Origin of the sequence: Sphingobium sp., from assembly GCF_036170395.1 — a bacterium.
In the GTDB taxonomy this organism is placed as follows: Bacteria; Pseudomonadota; Alphaproteobacteria; order Sphingomonadales; family Sphingomonadaceae; genus Sphingobium.
In genome coordinates this window covers 16,937-43,687 of sequence record NZ_JAVHPD010000075.1, presented here as the reverse complement: position 1 = coordinate 43,687, position 26,751 = coordinate 16,937, and the positions used below count along the sequence as shown (strand labels likewise).

General features: G+C 67.0%; 12 protein-coding genes. 11 read left to right on the top strand and 1 reads right to left on the bottom strand.

Annotated features, from left to right (window positions below; all coding sequences use genetic code 11):
* The first annotated feature begins 45 nt into the window (after positions 1–45).
* The 5 genes from V2B31_RS18310 to V2B31_RS18290 all read left to right on the top strand — a co-directional run bounded on the left by V2B31_RS18310 (position 46) and on the right by V2B31_RS18290 (position 6,549).
* The gene (locus tag V2B31_RS18310) at positions 46–2,634 is read left to right on the top strand and encodes a TonB-dependent receptor plug domain-containing protein (protein WP_328281303.1); all 2,589 of its coding nucleotides are present in this window, start codon (positions 46–48) and stop codon (positions 2,632–2,634) included.
* Positions 2,624–3,571: an ABC transporter substrate-binding protein gene (locus tag V2B31_RS18305; RefSeq protein WP_328281299.1), complete on the top strand. Its 948-nt coding sequence runs from the start codon at positions 2,624–2,626 to the stop codon at positions 3,569–3,571. Before V2B31_RS18310 ends, V2B31_RS18305 begins: the two co-directional genes overlap by 11 nt.
* Before the next feature lie 82 nt (positions 3,572–3,653).
* A complete protein-coding gene (locus V2B31_RS18300) occupies positions 3,654–4,445 on the top strand; it encodes a class II aldolase/adducin family protein (RefSeq protein ID WP_328281295.1) in 792 nt (263 codons plus the stop codon).
* 10 nt (positions 4,446–4,455) lie between these two features.
* Positions 4,456–5,805 (top strand): LLM class flavin-dependent oxidoreductase, encoded by a 1,350-nt coding sequence (locus V2B31_RS18295; protein ID WP_328281291.1) that lies wholly within the window; start codon positions 4,456–4,458, stop codon positions 5,803–5,805.
* A 93-nt stretch (positions 5,806–5,898) separates the two neighbouring features.
* Positions 5,899–6,549 carry a peroxiredoxin-like family protein gene (locus V2B31_RS18290; RefSeq protein ID WP_328281495.1) on the top strand — a complete coding sequence of 217 codons (651 nt, stop codon included), beginning with the start codon at positions 5,899–5,901 and terminating at the stop codon, positions 6,547–6,549.
* Between the two features lie 33 nt (positions 6,550–6,582).
* Here the strand turns inward: V2B31_RS18290 and V2B31_RS18285 are convergent, their stop codons facing one another.
* Entirely contained in the window at positions 6,583–7,254 is a 672-nt protein-coding gene (locus tag V2B31_RS18285; RefSeq protein ID WP_328281287.1) for a cell wall hydrolase, read from the bottom strand.
* A gap of 228 nt (positions 7,255–7,482) precedes the next feature.
* On the opposite strand from V2B31_RS18285, the gene V2B31_RS18280 reads away from it, so the two are divergent.
* Genes V2B31_RS18280 through V2B31_RS18255 form a run of 6 tightly spaced genes read left to right on the top strand, consistent with a single transcriptional unit; the run spans position 7,483 to position 26,727 of the window.
* Positions 7,483–9,120, top strand: a complete 1,638-nt coding sequence (locus tag V2B31_RS18280) for a ShlB/FhaC/HecB family hemolysin secretion/activation protein (RefSeq protein WP_328281284.1) — start codon at positions 7,483–7,485, stop codon at positions 9,118–9,120.
* 38 nt (positions 9,121–9,158) lie between these two features.
* Entirely contained in the window at positions 9,159–10,934 is a 1,776-nt protein-coding gene (locus tag V2B31_RS18275) for a DUF2341 domain-containing protein (RefSeq protein ID WP_328281279.1), read from the top strand.
* Between the two features lie 24 nt (positions 10,935–10,958).
* Positions 10,959–11,360 (top strand): ExbD/TolR family protein, encoded by a 402-nt coding sequence (locus V2B31_RS18270; protein WP_328281275.1) that lies wholly within the window; start codon positions 10,959–10,961, stop codon positions 11,358–11,360.
* A gap of 29 nt (positions 11,361–11,389) precedes the next feature.
* Complete coding sequence (locus V2B31_RS18265; RefSeq protein WP_328281271.1) at positions 11,390–12,112, top strand: energy transducer TonB family protein; 723 nt, start codon at positions 11,390–11,392, stop codon at positions 12,110–12,112.
* A 41-nt stretch (positions 12,113–12,153) separates the two neighbouring features.
* Positions 12,154–14,043, top strand: coding sequence for a putative porin (locus tag V2B31_RS18260; RefSeq protein WP_328281266.1), 1,890 nt, complete (start codon positions 12,154–12,156; stop codon positions 14,041–14,043).
* Between the two features lie 27 nt (positions 14,044–14,070).
* Entirely contained in the window at positions 14,071–26,727 is a 12,657-nt protein-coding gene (locus V2B31_RS18255; RefSeq protein WP_328281262.1) for a filamentous haemagglutinin family protein, read from the top strand.
* The last annotated feature ends 24 nt before the right edge of the window (positions 26,728–26,751 follow it).

Genomic DNA, 26,751 nt, shown 5'->3' with positions numbered 1-26,751 from the left:
TAGTAAATATAGCAACCCTCAAATCCGAACTGGGGGTCAAAAAACATGAAGCGTTTTCAGTATCTTACAAAAGCAAGTGCGTGTATAGCTGTTCCACTCGCTGTTCCACTTGCATCGGCGCAGCCGCTCCCGGTCGCCCCGCAGGCAGCGGAGGGCGACGGGGCCGACGCCGGCACCATCATCGTCACCGGCGTGCGCGGGGCGCCCCGCACCATTGCGGAAAGCCCGGCCCCGATCGACGTGGTGGGCGCGGAAAAGCTGCAAGCCACCGGCTCGGCCGAGTTCGGCGAAGCGCTGTCCAAGCTGCTCCCCTCGCTCAACTTCGGCGCGACCCATGCCGGCGTCTTCTCGATCGGCCGCCCCGTCACCAACCGCGGCCTCGCGCCCGCCTATACGCTGGTGCTGGTGAACGGAAAGCGGCGGCATAACGGCGCTTTCCTCAACAACTCGACCGCCGACACGTCGGGCGCGAACCCGGTTGATATCGATCTCATCCCAACGAGCGCGATCGACCGGATCGAGGTGCTGAAGGACAGCGCCGCCGCTCAGTATGGCACCGACGCGATCGCCGGCGTCATCAACATCCAGCTTGCCGAGAAGGAGGGGCTCTCCGCCGACTTCACCTACGGCACCCTCTACGAGGCCAATGGCGAGCCCGACAGCTGGAAGGGCACGATCCGCTATGGCACGAAGATCGGCCCTGACGGCGGCTTCCTCACCCTCTCCGGCGACATCCGCAAGCGCGGCGGGGCGTGGTGGAACCTGCCCGCGACCGACATCAACCTCTACGGCCTGCCCGCCGGCCGCACCATCGACCAGGTGGTGGCGACGAGCGGCCTCACCCGTGCCCAGGTCGAGGCGAACGTCGCCGCCGCCAACGCCCGCAACGCCCAGTGGAACCGCGACGGCGCGCATAATGGCGACCCGCAGATCGAGGCGTTCAACTTGGCCTACAATGCCGAATTGCCGGTAACCGAAAATGTCAGCCTCTACAGCTTCGGCACCTATGGCGAGCGCGACGCCCAGATCGGCAATAATTTCCGCCGCCCCAACAGCACCGCCAATTTCACGGCGCAGTTCCCGGACGGCTATTACCCGCTCAACAATATCGAGGAGAATGACTTTCAGGTTGTCGCGGGTCTGAAGGGCACGCTGGTCGGCTGGGACTATGACGTCTCCTCCTCCTTCGGCCGCAACTACAGCCATCAATTCTCCAAGCTGTCGGTCCGTCCCTCGCTCGGGCCGACCGGCCCGACGGAATGGCCCAACCTCGCCAATTTCGAGTTCCGCCAGTGGACCCACAATGTCGATCTGCACCGCAGCGTCGACATCGGTCTCGCAAAGCCGCTCGAAATCTCGGTGGGCGCCGAATATCGGCTCGACCGCTTCCGCACCTTCGCCGGCGATCCGCTGGCTTATCAGCCCGCGACCTACACCTTCAAGCCGGGCGACCAGCAATATGACTGGAATGTCGGCCGCATCGCGTCGCCGGTAGTCCAGGGCGCGATCGTCCTGTCGCCCGCCGACGAGGCCGACATCAGCCGGAAAGTCTATGCCGGCTATATCGACCTCGGCCTCTATCCCACTGACGCCTGGTATATCGGCGCGGCGATCCGGGCCGAACATTATGACGACGGCTCGGGCAGCCCCATCGGCCTCAAGCTCAACAGCCGCTACGAAGTCACCCCGACGCTCGCGATCCGCGGCACGGTCGGCACCGGCTTCCGCGCGCCTTCACTGACGCAGATCGGCTATGCCCAGACGGACGGCCGCACCTCCTCCTTCTTCAACCCCGCCACCGGCCAGACCGAATTGCGCCCGACCGTCGCCAAGCTGGTGACGGCGGACTCGACCGTGGGCCAGTTGCTCGGCGCCAAGCCGCTCAAGGCGGAAAAGACGTGGAACGCCGGCCTCGGCCTCGTTTTCACCCCCGCGCCGTCGCTCTCGATCACGCTCGACAGCTACTATATCCGCATCAAGGACCGGGTGGAGCGCACCGGCCGCCTGTTCGGCCCCGGCATCTCGGCGATCCTCGCCGCCAACGGCCTCTCCGACATCGAGCAGGCGGAATATTTCATCAACGCCGCCGACACCGAGACCAAGGGGTTCGACCTCGTCGCGGACTATAGCCGCAATCTGGGCGACCTCGGCAAGGTCGGCCTGACGCTGGCCTTCAACTATTCCAAGACCAAGGTCACCGACGTCGTCGCCACCCCGTCGCAACTCTTCGCGGCGAACGGCGCGTCGCTGCTGGGCGCGGGATCGGTCTTCTTCGGCGGCGACAAGATCGGCGAGCTGGAAGTGCTCCAGCCCCGCACCAAGCTGGTGAGCAGCTTCAACTGGCAGAAGGGCATTTTCGGCGTCAGCGTCACCGCCACCCGCTACGGCAAATATACCCAACGCACGGCGGCGGGCGACGACCGCTATTTCGGCGCGAAGATCATCACCGACGCCAGCATCAGCGCGAAAGTGACCGACTTTGCCACGCTATCGGTCGGCGCGACCAATCTCTTCGACGTGCGGCCCGAAACCAACGGGCCGGGCAATCCCCAGACGGGGCAGGGCTATTACGGCCCGTCGCCCTTCAACCCGGCAGGCGGCTATTATTATGGACGGATCGCTCTTGCCTTCTGACCGCCGAACCTTCCTCGCCGGGGCGGCCGCTTTCGCCCTCGCCGCGTGCGGGGGCGGGAAGGGCGGCCGCACGAAGCTGGTGCTGGGCGATCAGGTCCATCTGCTCCAGTCGAAGGCGGAGGCAGCGGGGGTGCTCGGCAACCTCGCCTATGACATAGAATGGGCCAATTTCGTCGGCGCAGCGCCCTTGCTCGAAGCGCTCAACGCCGGCGCGGTCGATACCGCGCCGGCGGGCGACCTGCCGGTCGTGCTGGCGGCGGCGGCCAAGGTGCCGTTAAAGGTGATCGCCGGCTCGGTCTCCTCCACGAAGGACATCGGCATCATCGTTCCGCCCGGCTCGCCGATCCGCTCGGTCGCGGCTCTCGCCGGCCACCGCGTGATTGTCTCCAGCGCACGCGGCAGCATCTCGCATTATCTCCTCCTTGAAGCGCTCAAGGAAGCGAAGCTCGACCGGCGCACGGTCGATATCGGCTTCATGCTGCCCAACGACGCCGCCGCTGCCTTCGCCGCCGGGCGGATCGAGGCCTGGGCGACCTTCGGCACCTATCAGATCGCCGCCGAGCAGCGCGGCGCGCGGGTGCTGCGCGACGGGCAGGGGATCAACACCGGCCTCACCCTCATCGCCGCGTCGCAGGCGGCGCTGGACGATCCCGCCAAGCGCGCCGCGCTTAAGGACGTGCTCGCCCGCTTCCGCCAGGCCAGCCTCTGGGCGCAGGCGCACCCGGCCGACTATGCCGCCGTGTTCGCAAAGGCGACCGGAGTCGACCCAAAGCTCGCCAAGCTGATCGTGGATCGCCAGAACCCCGTGCTGGTCGCGCCCGACGCCGCCGTCATCGCGCCGCTCCAGCGTGTGGTCGATCGCTTCCGCGCCGATGGCGAACTGCCCGCCCATGTCGATGTCGCCTCCATCGTCGATCGCGGCATCTTCCCGGCATGAGCAGCGCTTCGCGACCCTTCAGAAATCCTCATTGGGCGGCCCCCTGCCGCCCGCTTACTATTCCGCCCAAAGGAGCATCGCCATGGCTACAGTGTTGAAGGACGACCGGTTCCGCCACAGCGGCATCAGCGAGGCCGAGTGGAAGGTCCGCGTCGATCTCGCCGCCTTCTACCGCCTCTCGGCCCTCTATGGCTGGGATGATTTCATTTACACCCACATCTCCGCGCGGGTGCCGGGGCCGGACCATCATTTCCTCATCAACCCCTTCGGCCTGATGTTCGACGAGATCACCGCGTCCAGCCTGGTCAAGGTCGATCTCGACGGCAATATCATAGGGGACAGCGATTACGGCATCAACTATGCCGGCTATGTGATCCACTCCGCGATCCACGGCGCGCGAGAGGACGCGCATTATGTCGCCCATTTCCACAGCGCGGACGGCATGGCGGTCTCCGCCCATGCCGAAGGGCTGCTGCCCTTAAACCAGCGCGCGCTCGGTCTCATCCCGCGCCTCTCCTATCATGCCTATGAAGGGGTGGCGCTCAACCTCGACGAGCGCGAGCGGCTGGTTGCCGATCTTGGCGATACGAAGGTTATGCTGCTCCGCAACCATGGCACTTTGGCCCTGGGTGCGTCACCGGGCGAAGCATTCAGCGGCATCTATCATCTGGAGGAAGCCTGCAAGGCGCAGGTCCGCACGCTCACGGTGGGCCGCGACAAGGTGCTGATCGCGCCCGAAGCCGCGCAGGAGGAAGTGCGCCGCCAGATCGGCCGGGAACGCAAGCCCGTCGAGGGCGGCAAGTCGCATTATGATCTCGTCTGGGAAGCCGCGCTCCGCAAGGCGCAGCGCCAGTCCCCCGGCTTCGACGCCTGAAACCCAGGCCATGACCAAGCGGCAATTGAAGCTCGGCCTCGTCCCGACCGGGGTGGGCGGCCCCGGCGACAGCAACCGCTGGCTCGACACCGACATTCCGGTCGACGCCAGCGTCAATATCGACTGGACCATCGACATCGTGCGTCAGGCAGAGGCGGCGAAGTTCGACCTCGTCTTCATCGTCGACAGCCAGTTCATCACGCCCCATTCGCCGCCCCATTATCTCAACCGGCTGGAACCGCTCACCCTCCTGTCGGCGCTCGCGGTGGCGACGAAGCATATCGGCCTCGTCGGCACCTTCACGACCTCTTACAACGACCCCTTCGGCCTTGCCCGCCGCCTCGCCTCGCTTGACCTCATCAGCAAGGGGCGGGCCGGCTGGAACGTCGTCACCAGCGGCGACGCGGGCACCGCCAGCAATTTCAGCCTGCCCGAACATTTCGATTATGACACACGCTACCGCCGTGCCGTCGAGTTCCTGGACGTGGCGCGCGGCCTCTGGTCGAGCTGGGAGGAAGGCGCATTGGTCCGCGACCGGGCGACCGGCCAGTTCCTCGATCCCGACCGGCTGCACCGCCTCGACCATCGCGGCGAATTCTTCCAGGTGGCAGGGCCACTCAACATCCAGCGCTCGCCGCAGGGCGAGCCGGTCATCTTTCAGGCGGGCGACAGCGATCAGGGCCGCGATCTCGGCGCGAATATCGCCGACGCCATCTTCACCCACGCCGCCACGATCGAGCAGGGCCAGTCCTTCTACGCCGACCTCAAAGGCCGCGCCGCCCGCCTCGGCCGAAACCCCGACGAGATCGTGATCCTCCCCGGCTTCTTCCTCTATGTCGGCGACACCGACGCGGAAGCGCAAGACATTCAGCGCCGCTATCGCGAACTGGACCAGAGCTTCGACCAGGCGCTGGCCGAATTCGGCCGTCCCTTCGGCTGGCATGATTTCCGCCGCTACGATCCCGACGCGCCCTTCCCGGCGGAGGCGCTGGAGGCCGCGAAAAGCAGCTTCTACACCCATGCCAAGCGCATCACCGACGAAGCGGTCGCGCAGGGCTGGACGCTGCGGCAGGCGGTAGAAAAGGCCCGCGCCGGGCGCGGTAGCCCCTTCGTCGGATCGCCCGAAACCGTGGCGAACGAAATTCAGCGCTGGTTCGAGGGGCGGGCGCTCGACGGCCTCAACGTCCATCTCGGCCATCCCGAACAATTCACCCGCTTCACGAGCCAAGTGGTGCCGATCCTGCAAGAGCGCGGCCTGTTCCGCACCGATTATGAAGGCGCTACGCTGCGCGCCAATCTAGGCCTCCCCATTCTGGCCAGCCGCCACCGCCGGGAGCCAGCACGGCTGGACGCCGCCTGAACCTATGACAAATCATCGCCGCCGCGTTGCCAACTCTCATTGGCGGCGCGGCGCGCGGGCGGCCATCATGCCTCAACAGCCAAGGAGACGATGATGGCGACTATCCTCACCGAACCTCTCACGACCCGCTATGCCGCGCTTCAGGCCGAGCGCGAGCGCAGCTGGCCCGCCGCGCAACTCGAAGCCAATGCCCGCCAGCGCCGGCTGCTGACCGAGCGGTTCGATCCCGCCGCCATCGCTCAGCGGGGTGACATATTGCCCGACTTCGCTTTCCCCGAAGTCGATGGCGAGGAACTGACGCTCGATGGCCTGACGGAAGGCGGCTCCGCGCTCTTCATCTTCTTCCGCTTCGCCGGCTGCCCCGCCTGCAACATCGCGCTGCCCTATTATGCGGAAGCGCTCTGGCCGGAACTGCGCCAGCGCAACATCCCGCTGGTCGCGCTCAGCCCGCAACGGCCCGATCGCCTGCGCGAGATCAAGACCCGGCACGGCCTCCCCTTCTTCGTCGCGACCGACAGCGATAATCAACTCGCACGCCACATCGGCATCGCTTTCGAGCCCGATGACAGGCCGACGCCGCCGCCCGCGGGCTGGATCGGCGAAGTGACCGGTACTGGGGCGTGGGAACTGCCCCAGCCCGCTATCCTCCATGTCCGTGCAGACCGCAGCATCCAGGCGCTGACCGTCAGCCCGGACTGGCTCGATCGCCCGGAGGCGCAGGATATATTGCGGACTATAGGCTGAACGCGGGGTCCGCTCCGTTCAGCGGGACGGCCGTCAAAGACCTTTGCCGCCCCCGATCGCCTGACGATCGCTTGCGGCAGCCGCCAGGTTGATGCCCCAGATGCTCGGCTCGGCGACCGGCGGCGCCGCGGCATCCGCTGTCGGCATATCGCGCGTCGCCGCACGCCCCTCCGCCTTGCGCGCGTAAAAAATGTGCCGGCCGATCTTCTGCTTGCGCATCAGGCCCAGCCGCCAGCCGGGCGCGACATAGTCGGCATGATAGTTGAGCAGCGGCTCCGCCTCGGCCCCTTGCCCTTGCCGGTCGAGCGCCAGCATCCGCCGGGCGACCTGCTCCGCCTTGTCCCACAGGTCCGCGACCGGGCGACGGCGCAGCGATCCGTCGCAGGTGAAGCTGAACTGGCATCCGGTGGCGCGCGCATGGCCCTGCCACACGACGCCGCATATGGTCGCGGGATAGTCGCGCTGGCGGGTGCGGTTGAGGATGACGCGCGCGACCGCTTCCTGCCCGGCTTCGGGTTCATGCGCGCTCTCATAATAGATGGCGGTGGTGAGGCATGTCCGTTCGGCGGCCGGATTCGCTGCGTCTGCGCCGAGTGGCGCGGCGATGGACGATGGCGGCAGCGTCGCGTTCGCCGGATGCCGGGCGATCAGGATAAGCAGCAGCGCTCCTGCGGCCGCTCCGATCTTTGGCCCTGCATGCGTCATTGGCCGTCCCCCGACGAATCGATGACGGCCAAACGCGCGATTGATGAACCTTTTATGTCAGAATCGCGGCATCTGCGACGGATCGCTCTGTAAAGCCATTGAAAACAGCGAATTTCGCGGATGCGGTAAACTGTCTTAAAACTATAGCATTTGGCTCCTAATCAGACCGCGCGTCCTTGTGGGGGTGCTGTGGGGTGCCGGTTCGCCGGCTTTTGATATCGGGGTTTTATGCCGTTACTGGCGGGGCTTAGCACCATCGTGCTGGCGGCGGCGATGCCGCAGGCGGGCGATTCGGTCGTTGCGGCGCAGCAGGAGTCGGAAACGACCGCCGCCGCCCCGGTCGCGTCCGACAGCTTCGACATCATGGCTTATGACGTGCTCGGAAACAGCCTGCTGAACCAGGACGCGATCGAGCGCGCCGTCTATCCCTATCTCGGCCCCGGCCGCACCACCGCCGATGTCGAGTCCGCCCGCGCCGCGCTTGAAAAAGCCTATCATGCCAAGGGCTATCAGTCGGTCGTCGTGCAGGTCGCCGAACAGGGGCTGACCTCCGGCGTGCTGGCGCTTCAGGTGACCGAGGCGAAATTGGGCGCGGTCAAGGTGACCGGCGCCAAACATGCGAGCGCGCAGGATATTCAGCGCCGCTTCCCCTCGCTCCAGCCCGGCCAGTCGCCCAACCTCACCCAGACCGAGGCGGAGCTGAAAGAGGCCAACCGCTTCCCCAACCGGCAGGTCACGCCGCTGATCGAGCCGGGCGAGACGCCGGGGACGATCAATGTCGAACTCAATGTCGAGGACAGCCTGCCGCTGCACGCGACGGTCCAGCTCAGCAACGATTATAGCCAGGGCACGCGCCCGCTGCGCCTGCTCGGCAGCCTGCGCCACACCGACCTTTGGGGTCTCGGTCATCAACTGACCGCCACCTATCTGGTCGCGCCGCAGAACAAGGAGAATCTGGAAGTCTATTCCGGCTCCTATCTCGCGCCGTTCGAAAATAGCCGCTGGTCGCTGCTGCTCTACGGCTACAAGTCGAACAGCAACATCGCCTCGCTGGGCGGCACCAACGTGCTGGGCGATGGCTATGCGGTGGGCCTGCGTGGCATCGTCACCACACCGTTCAAGGCGAAGGGCTGGTTCGGCTCGGCGAATTTCGGCTTCGACTACAAGAATTTCAAGGAAACCATCACGATCCCCGACGTAGCGGAGCAGATCCGCACCCCGATCGATTATGTGGCGGGCGTGGCCTCCTACACGGTCGGGTTTGTGGGCGACGCCGATACGCTGAACGCCAGCGTCAGCGCGACCGCGGGCCTGCGCGGCTTCGGCAAGGATGTGATCGACATCAACGGCCAGGCCTATCCGGTGTTCGGCAACAAACGCGGCAGCCTGGATGCCCGGCCCAATTTCGTCCATTTCAACCTGGACGCGGACTATACCCATGCGTTCAAGAACGACATCGCGGTCTTCCTGCGCCTGTCGGGCCAGTTGGCGGACAGCCCGCTCATTTCCAACGAGCAGTTCGCCGCCGGCGGCCTGTCATCGGTGCGGGGCTATTATCAGTCCGAAGCGGTAGGCGACGACGGCCTCAACGGCACGATCGAGCTGCGCACGCCCTCGCTGGGCAAATGGCTGGGCGGGTTCGTCGACGAATGGCGCTTCTACGGCTTCACCGACGCCGCTTATATCCGCGTGCGCGATCCCGCGAGCGGCGCCAATGACAGCTTCAACCTGTTCAGCGCGGGCGTCGGCACGCGCTTCCAATTCTTCAAATATCTGAGCGGCGAGGCGGCGCTGGCCTGGCCGATCGAAATGTCGGTGCGGGGCAACGGGCCCTTCGCCACTTTCAGCGTGAAGGCGGAATATTGATGGCGCGTTCTGGCGGACGCACCGGGGGAGCAAAGACGATGCGCATTGGATCCTGGCTTGCAGCATTGATGCTGAGCATGGCGGTGGCCGCGCCGGCCATGGCCGAAGGCGGCTGGTGGGAAAAGGACTGGCCTTATCGCAAGGTCATCACGCTCGACACCACGGCGTCGGGCATGAACGTGCCCGGCGCGGTCGGCCGCAGCCTGGTGCTGGTGCGGCTGCACAGCGGCAATTTCGGCTTTTCCGACAGTCTGGACAATGGCGCGGACCTTCGCTTCACCGCCGCCGACGACAAGACGCCGCTGCCCTTCCACATCGAGAAATATGACGCGCAGAATCAGATCGCGATCATCTGGGTCAGCGTGCCGAACCTCAATGGCGGCGAGAAGCAGGACATCCACCTCTATTATGGCAACAAGAATGCGCCGGTGGGGCAGGATATCCCCGGATCGTTCGACGCCGATTATGCCGCGGTCTATCATTTCAGCGACAATCCCGGCCAGCCGGTGAGCGACGCGACCGCGAACAAGAATGCTAGCCAGGCCGCGCCCGCCGGCGTCAACGACGCGGCGATCATCGCGCGCGGCGGCCGCTTCCCCGGCAATGTGCCGCTGACCATCGCCGACTCGCCGTCGCTGGCGATCCCCGCCGGCAGCGGCTTCACCTTCTCCGCTTGGGTCAAGCCCGACCAGCTGCCGGAGCAAGCGACCATCTACGGCCGTGGCGGCCTCACCATCGCGCTGATGGCGGGCGTGCCTGCCGTCGTCGCGGGCGGCGCGCAGCTCAAGGCCAATGCTGCGCTCAAGCAGGGCGACTGGTCGCATCTCGCGCTTGCCGCCGATGGCAAGATCGTGCGCCTCTATGTCAACGGCGTCGAAGCCGGCGCTGCTTCGGCGGCTCTCCCGGCGCAGGCGGGTCCGATCGCGCTCGGCGCTGGCTTCGTCGGCGAAATGGACGAGGTGCGCATTTCCAAGGTCGGCCGGTCGCCGGCCGCGATCCTGGTCGACGCCAAGAATGAAGGGCCGGGCGACAAGCTCGTGACCTTCGGCGCGGACGAGAAGCAGGGCGGCGGGCACAGCCCGATGCTGACGATCGTTCAGAATACGCCGTTCGACGCCTGGGTCGTCATCGCCATCCTGATGGTGATGCTCGTGATCGCCATCTGGGTGATGTACGCCAAGTCCGCTTATCTCCGCCTCGCCATGAAGGCCAATGCCGCCTTCATGAAGCGCTTTCGCCGGCTCGACGATCTCGTGCCCTTCGACCGGATCGAGGGCATCGACGCCAAGGAGCGCGCGCTGATCGAGAAAGCGCCGCTCAAGGCGCTGTACGACGTCGGCATGGAGGAGCTTGAGCATCGCAAGGGGATGCAGATCAAGAAGAAGGGTCTGTCCGCCGAAACGATCGAGGCGATGCGCGCTTCGGTCGATGCCGAGCAGGTGTTCCAGAACGAGAAGCTCGACAAATGGATGGTGCTGCTGACCATCGCGATTTCGGGCGGGCCGTTCATCGGGCTGCTCGGCACGGTGCTGGGCGTGATGCTGGTGTTCGGCGAAGTGGCCGCCGCCGGCGACGTCAACATCAACGCGATCGCACCCGGTATCGCCGCCGCGCTGCTGGCGACCGTCGCGGGCCTTGGCGTCGCGATCCCCTCGCTCTTCGGCTACAATTATCTGAACGCGCAGGTGGTGACGATCGCCAACGAGATGCGCGTCTTCGTCGACCGGCTGATTACCCGCCTGGCCGAAACCCATCATCATATGAACCCGCCGCAGCAGCCCCTGTCGGGCGACCTGCCGCAGGCCGCCGAATAAGCGCACGGTACAAGGAGACGCATCATGGACGTCGGTGGCGGACGCAAAGCCTATAACGAGATCAACATCACGCCGATGGTGGACCTCACCTTCGTGCTGCTGGTGATCTTCATCATCATGACCACGGCCAGCGTGCAGGGGATCAAGGTCGATCTGCCCAAGGCGAGCAGCGCGGCGAACCTCGCCAAGCCCAAGACGATCGCGATAACCGTGAACGACCAGGGCCAGATTTTCATGGACGCCTATCCGGTGACGCTGGCGGAGCTGGAAGCGCGATTGCGCACCGAAAAGGCGACAAATCCCGACGTGCCGATCGTGCTGAAGGGCGACCAGGTGGTGCAATATGCCAAGGTCATGGAAGTGCTCGACCTGCTCCGCACGCTGGAGCTGAACAAGGTCGGGCTTGCCACCGGCAAGCAGAACTGACGGCCGGCGCGGGGGGCGGGACGAGCCAGATGGTGAGCCAGGCAGACAGTAGCGAGAGCACCAGCGCGATGGCCAGCGTGCGCCGTTTCACGGTGCCGGCGGTCGTGCTGCTGCTGTTTGTGTCGCTGGGCCTGTGGGTCTGGTCGGGCATGGACAACCGCACCGGCGTCGCCCGGCCGCCGCAGACCGCACCGACGGTCGATCTGCTGCCGCCGCCACCTCCGCCGCCCCCGCCACCGCCCGACGAGATCAAGCCGCCCGAGCCGACCGAAGCGCCGACGCCCGATCCGACGCCTTCGCCCGCGCCTGATCCGACGCCTCAAGCGCCCGCGCCGATGAGCATCAACGCGCCCGCCTCCGCCGGCTCCGACGCGTTCGGGATGCAGGCGGGCAGCGGCGGCGGCATGGGCAGCCCCGGCAGCACCGGCACCTGCGTCGGCCCCAATTGCGGGCGCGGCACCGGCGGCGGAGGCGGCATCAGCGACACATTCTACCGCCAATATCTGAGCAGCGCGCTGCAGAACGCGCTGCGGCGGGACAAGGCGATAAACCGCGAGCGCTTCACCATGACGGTGCTGATCTGGGTCGACGCCAACGGCCGCGTCACCCGCGCCGAAGCGGTGGACGGCACTGGCGACAATGCGCTCGACCAGAAGGTGATCGCCTCGCTCCGCAACGTCGCATCGCTGCGCGCGCCGCAGCCGACCATCCAATTTCCGCAGCGCACCGTCGTGCGCGGCACCAGAAGCTAAAGGGGACGGCGCAACGGACGCGCCGCGAAAGAGGGACGGACATGAAGAGCCTGCCGAACGGAAAAATCGCGCTCAAGCTGACGTGCGCCGGCACGATGGCCGCGCTGTTGGCGCTGGCCTCGCCCGCGCAGGCGCAGGATCCCTCGCCCAATGCGATGGTGAACCTCATCCGCCTGCTGGTCGAGCAGAAGGTCATCACCCAGGCGGCCGGCGATGCGCTGCTCGCCCAGGCGGAAACCGAGGCGCAAGCGGCTCAGGCGAAGCTCGCCGCCGCCGCGCCGCCGCCTCCGCCCGCCGATGGCGCGGTGCGCGTGCCCTATGTGCCGCAGGTGGTGAAAGACCAGATCCGCGACGAGGTGCGCCAGGAAGTGCTGGCCCAGGCCAAGACCGAGGGCTGGGCCACGCCGGGCAATGTGCCCGACTGGGTGCGCCGGGTGAAGATGACCGGCGACGTTCGCTTCCGTAGCCAGTCCGCCCTGTTCGCGCGGACCAACGCGAACGACTTCATCGACTTCCAGCGGTTCAATCTCAACGGTCCGACCGACTATCAGGAAACGGCCGACGCCAACACGCTGCCGCTGCTCAACACGCGGGAGGACCGGATCAGCCAGCTGTCGATCCGCGCGCGCCTTGGCATTGAGGCCGATCTGGTACCCGGTGTGCGCGCGGGCATCCGCCTCGCCAGCGGGCAGGACAATGGCCCGGTATCGACCACCGGCCTGCTCGGCGGCGGCTTCGGCAAGAAGAATATCTGGTTGGATCAGGCGTTCATCGCGATCAGCCCGACCGATTTCGCGACCGTCACCTTCGGCCGTATGCCCAATCCCTTCGTCAGCGGCGGCCAGCGGACCAACACCACGCTTACCAATCTTCTGCTGGCGGGCAGCCGCGATCCCTCGCGCTTCGGCGTCAGCGATCTCATCTTCGACGAAGACATTAATTTCGACGGCGTGGCGATGACGCTCGACAGCGGCGGGCGGCTGGGTTCCGGCCTCAATCTCGCCGTCACCGGCGGCGCCTTCCCGTTCGAGCAGCTGGGCGACGACGACCCGGTCACCGCGTTCGACAAGACCGATGCGCCGTCCAAATGGATTTTCGGCGGCCAGGCCCGGCTTGCGTGGAATGCGGAAGATTTCGGTGCGAAACTCGGCGTCGGCTATTTCGATTTCTACAAGGTGCGCGGCCAGATTTCCGAGCCCTGCCTTGCCTATGTCGGGCAGGTCGACTGCTCGACCGACTATACACGCCCGGCATTCGTCACTCGCGGCAACACGCTCATGTATCTGCGCCAGATCGTCGCCGATCCGAGCAACCCCAATTTCTATCCCAAGCCACAGTTTGTGGGCCTGGTCGGCGACTATAATGTCCTGGAGGTCACTGGCCAGCTCTACGCCAATGTCAGCGACGACATCCGCGTCTCGATCAACGGGAGCTATGTGAAGAACCTCGTGTTCGACCGCAAGGATATCTGCGCCAACCAGCCTTTCGGTATTCCGCTGACCAATGTGACCGGCGTGACCGTCTCGGTTCCGGCGACCACCGGCGGGCGGACCAACGTGCTGAACTTCAACCCCTGCGCCGCGCTGGAAAACAGCACTTCGGTCGATGGCGGTCCCCTGCTCGCCAGCTATGATAGCGGCGACACGGCCTGGATGGTGCAGGGCTGGGTCGGCAGCAAGGGGCTGCGCAAGGGCGGCGAATGGAGCCTGGGCCTGGGCTACAAGCGGATCGAGCCCGACGCGGTGCTCGACAGCCTGGCCGACAGCGATTTCCATTTGGGCGGCACCAACGCGCAGGGCTATATCGTGACCGGCAACTACATGCTGTTCGACAATCTGCGGATCACTGGCCGCTATCTCAGCGCCAATGAAATCTACGGCAATCCGCTCGCCATCGACGTGCTGCAGATCGATCTGGTCGCGGCCTTCTAAGCCGCGCGCAGAGCCAATCGGAACAGGGTGAACAAGGGCATGATGCTGGACAGTCGCAACCGCCACCGCGCAGGCTTGCTGATCGGGGTGAGCCTGGCGGGGATGTGCGTAGCGATGCCGGCGATGGCCCAGGTCGGCGCCCTGCGCGGCGCGGCGGGCGTGCGCGCGCCGATCCCCTCCCCCGTGCCGCAGCGCCCGACCAGCGCCGGTCCGCTGGCCGCCGCGCAGCAGCAGGCGCTGGCCGCGGCGCAGGCCAATCAGGCGAAGGCCGCCGCGCAGCTCAACCTCGCCCAGCAGGCGCAGGCCGCCGCCCGCGCGGCAGTGGCCGGCGCAGTGCCCAACGGTCTCGTCAAGGGCGGGCTTATGCCCGTGCCCAAGGTCGTCCGCGCGGCCGCCGACCTCACCGGCAATCAGACCTGGGAGGGCGCGCTCGCCCCGGTCGAGACGGTGTCGGGCGGCAAAAGCGATGTCGTCGTCACCCAGACGGCCAAGCGCGCGATCCTCTCCTGGGAAAGCTTCAACGTCGGCGCGAACACCACGCTTACCTTCAGCCAGAAGGACAATGGCGTCGCGCAGAAGGACTGGGTGGCGCTCAACCGCATCGTCGGCGAGATCGACCCCGCGACCGGCCAGCGCACCGGCGCAACGATCGACCCGACCCAGATATTGGGATCGATCAAGGCCGACGGCACCGTCCTGATCCTCAATCAGGCGGGCGTGATGTTCGGCGCCACCGCGCAGGTCAACACCCACTCGCTGCTGGTCTCCAGCATGGAGATCGGCCGCGCCACCGCGCTCCAGGGATCGGTCAGCCGCCCCCTAACGCTGGCGCAGCGCAACCAGGAATTTTTAAGCTACGGCCTGCTCGGCTTCCGCGATCAGGCGTCGGCGATCGAGCGTACCTCGGCCTACACCTTCTCGCCCATGGCGGATGCGGTCGGCACCGAGGGCGGCATCCGCATCGCGCAGGGCGCGCAGATTACGAGCGGAGATTCGGGCTTCATTCTCGCCCTGGCCCCAACCGTCGCCAACGCAGGCACGCTGACGTCGCCCAACGGGCAAGTCACCCTGCAATCGGGCCGCCGCTTCTTCCTCGACCGGTCGGAAGGGACGAGCACCAGCATCAACCCCTTCATCCGCGGCCTGATCGTCAGCAGCCAGGCCGTGACCGGCGACGCCGCCGATTATGTCACCAATAGCGGCATTTTGAACGCCCCGCGCGGCTATGTCTCGCTCGGCGCGTCGGAAACCGGCGCCGTGCAGCAAAGCGGCATCCTTCAGTCGAGCACCAGTGTCGCGCGCAACGGATATATCGGCATTTCGGCGGGCGACATAAGGCTCGATCCGGGCAGCCTCATCCTGCTGAACCCGGACAGCGGCGGGGAGACCATTCCCCAATCGGCCGATTCGGTTTCCAGCTTCAAGACGTCGCAGATCGCGATCGGCAGCGCGACCTCCCGGATCGAGATTGGCGGCGGCAGCCTGCTGCTGGCGCCCAGCGCGGATGTCACGATCGGCGCTTCCTCGGGGGTCGATGGGCTTCTGGTCGACGATGCGGGCGCGCTGCGTTCGCGCGTGTTCGTGGACAGCGGCGCGACGATCGATGTGGGCGGGGTCAAGGATTATGTCGTCCCGGCAAGCCGCAACCTCATCCGCATTTCGCCGGTAAAGGGCAACGAGCTGCGCGACACGCCGCTCTACCGGGCGGAATTTCTGAACGGCACGACCGTGCTGGTCGATCCGCGTCTGTCGGGGGTCCGTGAAGATGGCGTGCGCTGGATCGGGTCGCCGCTGATCGAAGCGGCAAGCTATTATGCGCAAGTCGGCGTCACCGCGTCCGAACTGATGACGAGCGGCGGCAATGTCACACTAGGCGTGGCGGGCTTCGGCGGCACGACGGCGACGAACGCATCGGACATCATTGTCAAGGCCGGCGCGAAGATCGACATCAGCGGCGGCTGGGTGCGCTATGAGGGCGGATCGGTGCAGACCACCCGGCTTGTCACCCGATCGGGCCAGATCGTCGACATCGGCGCGGCGGACCCCAATGGCGATTATGTCGGCGTGCTGGAAGGCTTCACCGAAAGCCAGCCGCGCTTCGGCCTGTCCACCACCTATGCCAATCCCGTCCTGATCGGCACCCGCGCGCAGGCCGCCTATAGCGAAGGCCGCGACGCCGGATCGCTGACGCTCAAGGGATCGGCCATCGCCTTTGACGGCACGCTGAGCGCGCAGGCCTATGCCGGCGCGCTGCAACGCGCCAATGCCGATGTCGGCACGGCAACCTCCAGCGTCTATGGCGACACGCGCGCGCTCCAGGGCGCGCCTTCGGAACTGCCAGCCTCGGGCTATCTCAATGTCCAGGGCCTGTCGCGCTTCACCGACGACGTGCTGACCGGCGCGGGCGATATCGTCGTCACTCGCGCGGCGGCGATCGACGCGGTGCCAGCCGATCTCAGCTTCGGCCAGTCGTTTGCGTTCGACGAAAGCGGCGGACTGGTCATTCCAGCCCGCGACAGCGACAGCCTGCTGGCCGAGGGTCGGCGCGACCGCATCCAGCTGTCCGCCAGCCTCATCAACGATGCCGGGCTCAGCAACGTAACGCTCCAGACGTCGGGCGGGATCAGCATTGCGAGCGGCGCGGACCTCATGCTGGCGGATGGCGGGGCGTTCACCGGCATTGCCGGTCGGGCCATCACCGTGGACGGCAGCGTCACCGCGCTCGGCGGCCGCATCGATCTGCGCACCCTCCAGATCACCGAAGGGTCGATCTTTGCCGAGGATCTGCCGGCGGCCGGCAGCTTCGACATCGCGATCAACGGCACGCTGTCCACGCGGGGACGCTGGGCCAATGACTATGGCAATAGCGGCCTGATCGACGGCGCGGCCTATCTGGACGGCGGTTCGATCAGCCTGCGCGTCGCGCCCCGCGTGGCGGCGGCGATCCCCGGCGACGACACGGCGCGCACCGATATTTCGGGCAGCATCCTCATCAACGACAGCGCTTTGCTGGACGTGTCGGGCGGCGGCTATGTCGCGGTCGATGGGCGGGTCGACACCAGCGCGCGCGGCGGCGACATCAGCCTCGTCAACCAGACCAGCTATTTCCAGATTTCGCCGGTTCCGATCATCGGCCTTGAAACCGACGGCAATGTGCCGGGCATCCGCGTGACCAACCATCCCGCGATCGACGCGGCCGCAAACCCCGGCGCGATCACCGCGCGGGTGACGATCGCCGATGGCGCGATCAAGGCGCATGGCTTTGCCGGCGGCGGCACTTTCTCGCTGGAAACGCCCGCCATCTCGCTGGGCGAGGGCGCGGTGGACAGCGGCACGCGGCTGTCGCTCGACTTTTTCGAGAAGACCGGCTTTGCCGATTACGCCATCACCTCCTACGGCACGGCGCTGATCGAGAATCGCTTCAACAACGGCCTTGGCGGCTATAATGCGCTGCTGGCGACCCAGACACTGACGATCGGCGCGGGCGAGACGCTGCGCTTGACGCAGAGCCGCTTCAACCCGATCCTCACCACCGACTCGCAGTTCGCGCTCATGGGCCTGGCGACCGGGGGCGATCTCTATTCGGTGCTGACGCCGCAAGTGCCCGGCGACGCTTATGACCGGCTTGGCGTCGGGCTGACGCTGGGCGGGCTCACCGAACTGCATGTCGAACAGGGCGGCAGCATCACCGGCGACGCCGGATCGGCGCTCACCGTTTCCAAATTGTGGAATGAGGGCAATATCCGCCTGGTCGGCGGCAGCCTCACCCAGTCGGAAGCGCTGCCCTCGCTTTATGCCGGCGCGCTCGGCGGACGCAGCCTGTCCGACTTCTTCACCGCCAATGCAGATGGCAGTTTCGACGAAGCCGCGCTGAACGCGGCGGGGGCGACCGATGCCGGGCGGGTGCTGACCAATGCCGAACTTGCGCTACGCCCGCTCTACCTGACCGGCCTGCTGGACCAGGGCGAAGGCGTGCGCCTGTCCGCCGGCAGCAGCATCGACCTGTCGGGCGCGAGCATCCGCAACCCGCGCGCGCCGTTTATCGCCGGCACCAGCGCGATCCGCGCTACCGGCACCATCATCGGTGGCGGAACGCTCACGACCGCAACGACCCTGCTGAACGCCGGCGACGCCTTCGATCGGCCATTGCTGGGCGAGGGCGTCTATGCGAGCGATCTCATCACCCTCGACACGGTGCGGATCGCCCGCGCGATCGATGCAGGCCAAGGCGTCAGCATCGACCTGTCCGGCGTCAGCGACACCTATGAAATCGTCAACAGCGCCAATCGCTACGTGGATCAGGCGGTCTGGAGCGCGGGCGGCGCGCTCGCGATCGGCGGCGGCGGGACGATCAACGGCGCGACCATCGATGCCCGTGGCGGCGCGACGGTGGCGCGCGGCGGCACGCTGAGCTTCGTCGATCCCACACTGGTGCAGACGGCCACCGACGTGACCGGCACAGGCCAGATCGCAGCGGACCAGATCATCGCGTCGGGCTTCGACACGCTGATCGCTTATGGATCGCTGGCGAGCCAGGGCAATGTGGCGCTGTCGCTCGGGCGCGGCTTCTTCCTTGAATCGCGTCCCTTCAGCGGCGACGACACGGACTTCACCCCCTATCTGCCGACAGTCTCGGCGACCGGCGACCTCTCGATCACGGCGCCGTTCATCGGCTTCACCAGCCTGTTGCAGCAGATGGCGGATCCCAGCGTAGGCACGGCGGGCACGGCCAGCGTGCGCTTTTCGGCCAGTTCCTTCGACCTGCGGGGCGCGGTGCTGTTCGATCGCAGCATCGGCAGCGTGACGCTTGAGAGCAGCGGCGACCTCCGGCTGAGCGGCGCGGTGCCGATCGAACTCAGCCTTGGCCTCGACAGCTCGGTCAGCAGCTCGCTGCTGGGGCAGCTCGTCGTCAATGGCGACCTGACGCTCAATTCGGCGCGCACCTATGCGACCACCGGCTCCTCCTTCCTGATCGCGTCGACCGCAGACGACGGACTGATCCGCTTCGGCCGCACCGCCGGCACATCTGCCACCACGCCCTATTCGGCAGGCTCCAACCTGCTGGTCCAGGCCGCGACAATCGAGCAGGGCGGCGCGCTCTATGCGCCGCTCGGCACGCTGACGCTCGGATCGACCAGTACGTTGGTCGGGGGCAGCGGCTTTGTATCGGCAGGCGAAGGACGGTTCGCGCCGGCGACTAGCTCGGTCACGCTCGATCCAGGCAGCACGACCTCGGTCTCGGCCAAGGGGCTTTCCATCCCCTATGGCACCACCACCGACCAGATCGAATATTATTTCAGCCCCACCAGCACCAACCCGCTGACCGCCGCGCCGGTCGGCACGCTGAAGCTCGCCGGCACCGAAGTGACGGTCGGCGCGGGTGCTGGGGTGGACATCAGCGGTGGCGGCGACGTTTTCGCCTATGAATTCGTGCCTGGCACTGGCGGCTCGCGCGACGTGCTCGACCGCTTCAATGCCGATCCGTTCAGCGGCAATGACGGGCTCGCCTATCCCGACGGACGGCAGGTCTATGCGATCGTGCCGGGCCTCAGCGCCGAGGCCGCCGCGGCTTTCGACCCGATCTACGGTTCCGACTATGCCGATATTTACAGCGCGTCGGCGGTGGGGCAGAGCGTCTATCTCGACAGCGTCAGCGGCCTGACGCCCGGCTGGTACACGCTGCTGCCGGCGAAATATGCGATCCTGCCGGGCGGTCTGCGCATCGTCGAGCAGACCGGAACGCAGGCCGTCGCCGGCGGCAGCGAAAAGCTGCTGGACGGGTCGCAGATCGTCACCGGCTATTTCGGATCGGCGGCGACCGGACAGCGCGAATCGACGCTGCGCACCTTCTCGGTCCAGACATCGACGACATTCCGCCAATATTCCAACATCGTCACGACGTCGGCGACCGAGACGTTCAACGATCGCGCGACCCGTGACGGGCTGGCGCTGCCGCGCTCGCCGCTCGATGCCGGACGCATCGTGCTGGAGCCGATCGCCAAGCTGGTGCTCGAAGCGTCGCTTTCCACTCAGGCGGGCAGCGGCGGGCGCGGGGCGCAAGCCGACATCAGCGGTCAAGCCTTCCGCATCGTCTCGCAATTGAGCGACGATGCCGGCAATGGCGGTCCCATTCAGTTGACCGCCGACGGGCTGACCGGGCTCGGCGTCGAAAGCCTGCTGATCGGCGGCATCCGCACCCAGGGCAGCGACGGGCGCACGTCGCTTGCCGTGCGCGCCACCAGCATTTCCATCGAGAATGATGCCGTCCATGTGCTTCGCGCGCCCGAACTGCTGTTCGCGACGGACGGCAGCGGCTCGTCGCTGAGCGTGTCCGACGGCGCGGTCGTAACCGCGAGCGGGACTCTCAGCGACGCCTCGACCAGCGATTATCTGATCGACGGATCGGCCGACGGCATGACCGGCCAGGGCGCGTTCCTGCGCCTGGCGAGCGGGCCGGAGCGGCTCGTGACGCGCATCAACCGCGACGCCGTCGCCACGACGCCGACCATCATCGTTGGCGCGGCAAGCCTTACCGCCATGTCCGTGCTCATCAGTTCGGCCGGCGAAGTCGGCATCGATCCCGATGCACAAATCGGCGCGGACAATCTCGCCCTCGACGCCGCCCAGATCAGCTTCGCGGCGTCCTCTGACGGCCTCAGCGGCCTTGTCATCACGCCCGGCCTGCGCGCCGCCTTCGCCGCCGCCGACCGGCTGACCTTCCGCTCGCCCGGCGCGATCCGCTTCGAATCGACCGGCGTTGGCAGCACCAGCTACAGCTTCGGCGCAGTGACCTTCGACGCGGCCGGCTTCGGCACGCTGGGCGGCGGCGACGCCGATGTGACGCTCAAGGCCAGCGCGCTGCGGCTGGCGAACAGCAGCGGAACCGCCGCGCTCTGCACGGCCCTCTGCGGCGAGGGCGCGCTGACGATCGAAACGGCGAGCCTCGGCTTCGGATCGGGCACGCTCGGGCTCGACGGCTTCGGCCGGTCGCTGACGCTGCGCGCGAGCGAGGGCATCCGCTTCGATGGCGTCGGCGGCCTCAATGCCGGCGCGGCGGACATTGCCATCACTACGCCCTATATCGCCGATGCGGCCATCACCCTGCTGCCGGGGGTGGAAGCGACGCTGCCATCGCTCGGCATCGCCACGACCGGCGCGCTGCGGATCGACGGCGCGGCAGGCGCCACGCTGCCGGACGGAACGCCCGGCGCAAAGCTGGCGCTTAGTGCGGCCTCGATCGACATCAGCGGCGCGCGGCTGCGCGCAACGGCCGGGCTGCTCGACGTCAAGGCGAGCGGCAGCATCAGCGTGAGCGACGGGGCGATTCTGGAAACGCCGTCCTACGCCAAGCAGTTCGGCGACGACGCCGATCCCTATTTCGTCTCGGCCGGCGGTGGTCGCCTTTCGCTTACCAGCCTGACCGGTGACATCGTAACGGGCGCGGGCACGCTGCTCGATGTGGGCGGCGCGCAAGGCCGCGCCGGCAGCCTGACGTTGCGCGCGTCGGGGCTCGTGACGCTTGGCGGCGCGATCAATGGCGCTGCGCGGGACGGTGGCGGATCGCTCGGCATCGACAGCGGCGGCAGCTTCGATTTCGACGCTTTCGCTGCGGCGCCCCAGGGCTTTACCGGCGCGATCGACATCAGGGTAGGCGCGGGCGACCTCATATTGAGCAGCGGGCGGCAGCTCGGCGCGACCAGCTTGTTGCTGGCAGCGGAGGACGGCCGGGTCGCGATCGACGGCGCGATCGACACATCGGGCGTGAATGGCGGCGACGTGTCGCTTTACGGCCGCAGCGGCGTGCGTCTCGGCGCGACTGCGCGGATCGACGCCAGCGCCGACGGCTATGCCGCGACCGACTCGCGGCAGGCGAGCGCAGGCGACATCATCCTGGGCACCGATGGCGACGGCGCGGTGGAGGTCGCAAGCGGCGCGCAGATCGATGTGCGCGCGCTGCGCCCCGGCAACCGGCTGGTGCCGGTGATCCGCAATGGCGAGACCTTGTTCAGCTATGTCGACAGCGACCAGGGCGGCACGCTGACCCTGCGCGCGCCGATCATCGAGCAGGACGGGCCGGATAGCGTCAACATCGCCTTTGGCGGCGCGGTGACGGGTGCGCGCGGCATCGCGGTGGAAGCCTATAGGCGCTGGGATCTGGGCGCGGTGGCGGCAGACAGCGGCTTTACCGGCGTTACCATCAGCGATGGCGCGGCGGTGCTCGATACAGCGCAGGCAGCCGGCGGGGCGGTCAATTTCCTGTCCGGCCGCGGCGCCGGCACCCTGTCCGACTTCATCCAGGGCTTCGATATTTCCGCTGCCTATGCCGGGCTCGGCGGCCTCGCCACTGATCCCGCCTTCGTCGCGCGGCCGGGCGTGGAACTGAGCTATAGTGGCGACATCCGACTGCGCTCCAACTGGAATTTCGCGGCGGCCGACATCGATGTCGACGGCGCCCTGGCCGCCGGCGTTCTCCGCAATTCGACCGAATTGGCGGGCAAGCTGGTCGTCAATCCGGGCCGCGAGGCTGAACTGCTCGAAAATCATGCCGACTTCCTCTATCGGGTTGGCGGCAGCATCTACGGCGCGTCGGGTGCGCTGACGCTGCGCGCGGGCGGCGATCTGGCCATCGCCGGATCGATCAGCGACGGCACCTTCACCTTCTACGACCAGACTGATCCTGACTATCTCGGCACGGTGCTTGGCGGCGGCGGCGGAGGCCGGCAGGTGGTCGTGCCGTTCAGCTGCTTCGGCCCGCAAAGCTGCCGCGGCGTCGTGAACTTCACCAATTCCACCCAGTTCTTGCGCGCGCTGGTCAATTTCAGCGGCATCACCGCGACGAGCACTGGCGGCGCGACGCCGGCGCGCCCAATCCCCAACGATATGCCGTTCAACCCGCTGGCGAACGGCGCAGCAGCGCTGGGCGCAGGCACCGACGGCGCGGGTGATCCGCTCGGCTCCGCCAGTCTCATGCCCATGCTCTCGGACGGCAGCTTCGCTTCCTCCTGGAGCTACGCCTTTGTCGGCGGGGCTGATCTTTCCAGCGGCGGCGAAGCCAGCGCGCCGTCGGTCGATCCGCTCCGCACCGATTTCGCGACATCCGCCACGGTGTCGGTTGAGGGGGAGCGCCAATATAGCTATGGCGGACGCTCGGGCGGGACCGTCGCGGACGAAGTGCTGTTGTCCAATGGCGGCTTCACCTATCAGCTCGACGAGTTCGTCACGCGCGACAATGACCCCCGTCGTCCGCGCGCGACCGGCTATTCGACCATCAACCTGACCGCCGGCCGCTTCAGCGCGATCACCAATTTCCTCAAGGCGCGCGCTATCGCCTTCTTCCGCACGCGCCCGGCCGGCACCTATCGCTATGACGGCGCGGCCACCAATCCGACGGCGGTCAGCACCAGCGCGGCCGTGGCCGAGCAATTCTTTGCGTCGATCGAAACGGACCTGACCGCCCTGGTCCTCGATCCGACGACCGGCCTCGTCAGCGATGGGACGCCGCAAAATGTGATCACCGCAACGGTCCGCTCGCTGGTGCGCACCGGCACCGGCAATATCGCGATCGCCGCGTCGGGCGATGTCGATCTCACCAATGGGGCGGTGACGACCACGCGCGTCGGAACGACCGCCTATCAGAATGGCGGCACGGCGGTTTATACGCTGGGGCATCTGGCCGACACGCGGGCGACGACCGCTACCGACATGACCACCGGCGCCAGCTATCAGGTCGATCCGACCGCCTATCTCGCGGCTGCCCCGACCGATGTCGAAACCGTCGCCTTCCGTTATGGCCGCGGAGACCAAAGTGCGCTCACCGGGCTGGTGGTGACCGATCCGGTCTATCTGACCGGTGGCGGCGATCTGTCGGTCGGCGCGGGCGGCAGCGTCCTTGGCCGGCGCGATGTCTTCAATGAAGCGCGCGCGACCAGCGCCGGCTTCTCCTTCATCGGCGCAAGCGACCAGCCCTGGCGCATCGGCTCGGTGGGCACGACCGTCAACATGCGGGTCAATCCGCAGCTCTTCACCTCCGGCATCGGCGCGCTTGGCGGCGGGTCGATCGACCTCGACGCAGGCGGCGACATTGCCGACCTGACCCTCTCGGCGCTGTCCAGCGTCACCACGGCGGATGCGACCAGCGGTAGCGGCGCCGCGGCGGTGAGGACGCTCGTCACCTGGGGCAGCGGCAACCTTTCGGTCAATACCGGCGGCGACCTCGCCGGCGGCACCATCGATCTGGCGCATGGCGAGGGCGCGCTGGCGATCGCCGGGTCGATCCGCACCGGCAGCGCGCTCAGCGCGGTGCCGACCGGAGACCTCCTCGGCAACCTGCTGCGTGTCCGAGTGAGCGACGCGCAGATACGCTTCGACGTGGGCGGGTCAGCCACGCTTCAGGGCATTGCCGCGCTCGGTGCGCGTGGCAATGGCACCGACCCGACGAGCCCGCTCAACAGCTTCGGCTTCTATTCCGCGGCATCGGCGATAGACCTGACCGCCAATGGCCGCATCAGCATCGCCGATCGCGGCGTCAGTGTTGTGACCGGCCGCACCGGCGAGCCGGAAACCGCCGTCTATCCTGCTACCGTCAACTTCGCGTCGGTCACCGGCGATCTGGTGCTGAACGCCGACCGTGCGTTGCCTGGCGGCGCCCGCTCGATCAACCTCTTCCCCAGCAGTACCGGCCAGCTTCGCCTGTTCGCCGGGGGAGACATCACCACCGCGACCATCACTATGGAGGATCGCGATCCAGGACAGCTGCCGGGCTATTTCTCGGTCTATAGCGTCATCGAGCCGTCGATCCGCGTCGCCGGCCAGGATTTCAACTTCCCCGTCGTCCTGCCCGACACCAGTTCGGCCGAGCGCGCGGCGCTGCACAACAGCGCCATCACCCACCTGAACAACGCGGAGCCGGTGCGGATCGCGGCGGGCGGCGACGCGCTCGACCTCATCCTCTCGCTGCCCAAGCAGGCCCGGATCAGCGCCGGCCGCGACATCATCAACATGATGTTGTTCAGCCAGAATATCAGCAGCACCGACATTACCCGCGTCACTGCCGGACGCGACATCGTCGCCACCACCCAGCTCACCCGCGCCTTCCTCCCGGGCGGCACCTTCGGCGATCCGCTGCCTGCGCTTCAGGGCAATAGTTTCGTGATCGGTGGGCCGGGTTCCTTCTTCCTTGAGGCCGGCCGCGATGCGGGGCCGTTCCTCAATTCCGCCGTGGTCGATCCCAGCCGCATGAAGAATGGGGAGATCGATTTCTACGGCAGCCTGTCGGTAGGCGGCGGCATCTTGTCGCTCGGCAATGAGTGGAACCCGGCGCTGCCCGAAACCGGCGCGGACCTGACGGTGCTATTCGGCGTCGCCAAGGGCGCGGACTATGCTGCGCTGCGCGACACCTATCTCAACCCGGCCAAGGCCGACGCGCTGCCGGACGATCTGTTCGTGCAGGTGGAGGATGTGAACGGCAATCTGATCGCCGATCGCACCCAGCCCATCTACAGCCCGCTGCTGATCGCGTGGATGAAGGCGAACGCCGCCGATCTGCTGACGCAGACCTACGGCTCGACCAATGTCACTGCGCAGCAGGCCTATGACGCTTTCGTCACCCTGCCTGACCTGCGCCAGCGCAGCTTCCTGCTGAAGGATGTCTATTTCAACGAGCTGGAGATGACGTCGCGGCCCGACGGCCCTTCCTATCTCCAATATAGCCGCGGCTATCGGGCGGTGAACACGCTCTTCGCGCCGGAGCTGGGCTATACCGAGAATAATCTGGAAGGCGGCGAAGCGGGCGCGTCCGACACGGTGCTGACCGGCAATCTCGACCTGCGCCTCGCGACGATCCAGACGGCGCGCGGCGGTGATGTGGCGCTGCTGGGGCCGGGCGGGCGTATTCTCGCCGGCTCGACCGTCCGCACTTCCGACCAGGCGGCGCGGCGCACCTATGACGGCACGCGCCTCTATTCGGGCGACCGCGCCATCGGTCTTGGCGCCAATGGCAACCCGCTGCTGGGCTTCAGCCAGGCGAGCCCGTCGACCATCTCGGCGATTCCGACCGGCTATGAAGGCATCATCACGCTGCGCGGCGGCCGGGTGCTGAGCTTCACCGACGGCAGCCTTTTGCTCAACCAGAGCCGCCTCTTCACCCAGGGCGGGGGCGACATCACGCTCTGGTCCTCCAATGGCGACCTGAACGCCGGTCAGGGTCCGAAGAGCGCGGCAAGCTTCCCGCCGGTGGTGGTGCGGATCGACGAAAACGCCTATAGCCAGGTGGACGCAGTGGGCGGTGTTTCAGGTGCGGGTATCGCCGCCTTCTCGCCCGGCGTCGGCATAACGCCGCCCGACGTGTTCCTGATCGCGCCGCGCGGCACGGTGGACGCGGGCGACGCCGGCGTGCGCGTGGCGGGCAACCTGTTCGTCGCGGCAGCGGCGGTCGCCAATGCCGACAACTTCCAGGTCGGCGGCACGTCGATCGGCGTCGTATCCTCGCCAGTGGTGGATGCGGGCGCGGTGGCAGCGTCGAACGCGGCTTCGGCGGCCGCGACCGAAGCAGCGCAGGCCGCGACGGCAGGCCAGAATAACGAGCAGCGAGTACAGATTTTCGTCGATGTGCAGGGCTATGCCGGCGGCGGGGATGCCGATCGCTGCAAGCAGACGCCACGCCCGGCCGACTGCCCGGACCGCTAAGAAGTGGGGCGCGCGCCGCGCGCG

Coding starts and splice junctions, on each gene's coding strand:
- V2B31_RS18265 (WP_328281271.1), top strand. CDS start 11,390: ATGGTGAGCCAGGCAGACAGTAGCGAGAGCACCAGCGCGATGGCCAGC.
- V2B31_RS18270 (WP_328281275.1), top strand. CDS start 10,959: ATGGACGTCGGTGGCGGACGCAAAGCCTATAACGAGATCAACATCACG.
- V2B31_RS18275 (WP_328281279.1), top strand. CDS start 9,159: ATGCGCATTGGATCCTGGCTTGCAGCATTGATGCTGAGCATGGCGGTG.
- V2B31_RS18310 (WP_328281303.1), top strand. CDS start 46: ATGAAGCGTTTTCAGTATCTTACAAAAGCAAGTGCGTGTATAGCTGTT.
- V2B31_RS18300 (WP_328281295.1), top strand. CDS start 3,654: ATGGCTACAGTGTTGAAGGACGACCGGTTCCGCCACAGCGGCATCAGC.
- V2B31_RS18290 (WP_328281495.1), top strand. CDS start 5,899: ATGGCGACTATCCTCACCGAACCTCTCACGACCCGCTATGCCGCGCTT.
- V2B31_RS18285 (WP_328281287.1), bottom strand. CDS start 7,254: ATGACGCATGCAGGGCCAAAGATCGGAGCGGCCGCAGGAGCGCTGCTG.
- V2B31_RS18280 (WP_328281284.1), top strand. CDS start 7,483: ATGCCGTTACTGGCGGGGCTTAGCACCATCGTGCTGGCGGCGGCGATG.
- V2B31_RS18295 (WP_328281291.1), top strand. CDS start 4,456: ATGACCAAGCGGCAATTGAAGCTCGGCCTCGTCCCGACCGGGGTGGGC.
- V2B31_RS18260 (WP_328281266.1), top strand. CDS start 12,154: ATGAAGAGCCTGCCGAACGGAAAAATCGCGCTCAAGCTGACGTGCGCC.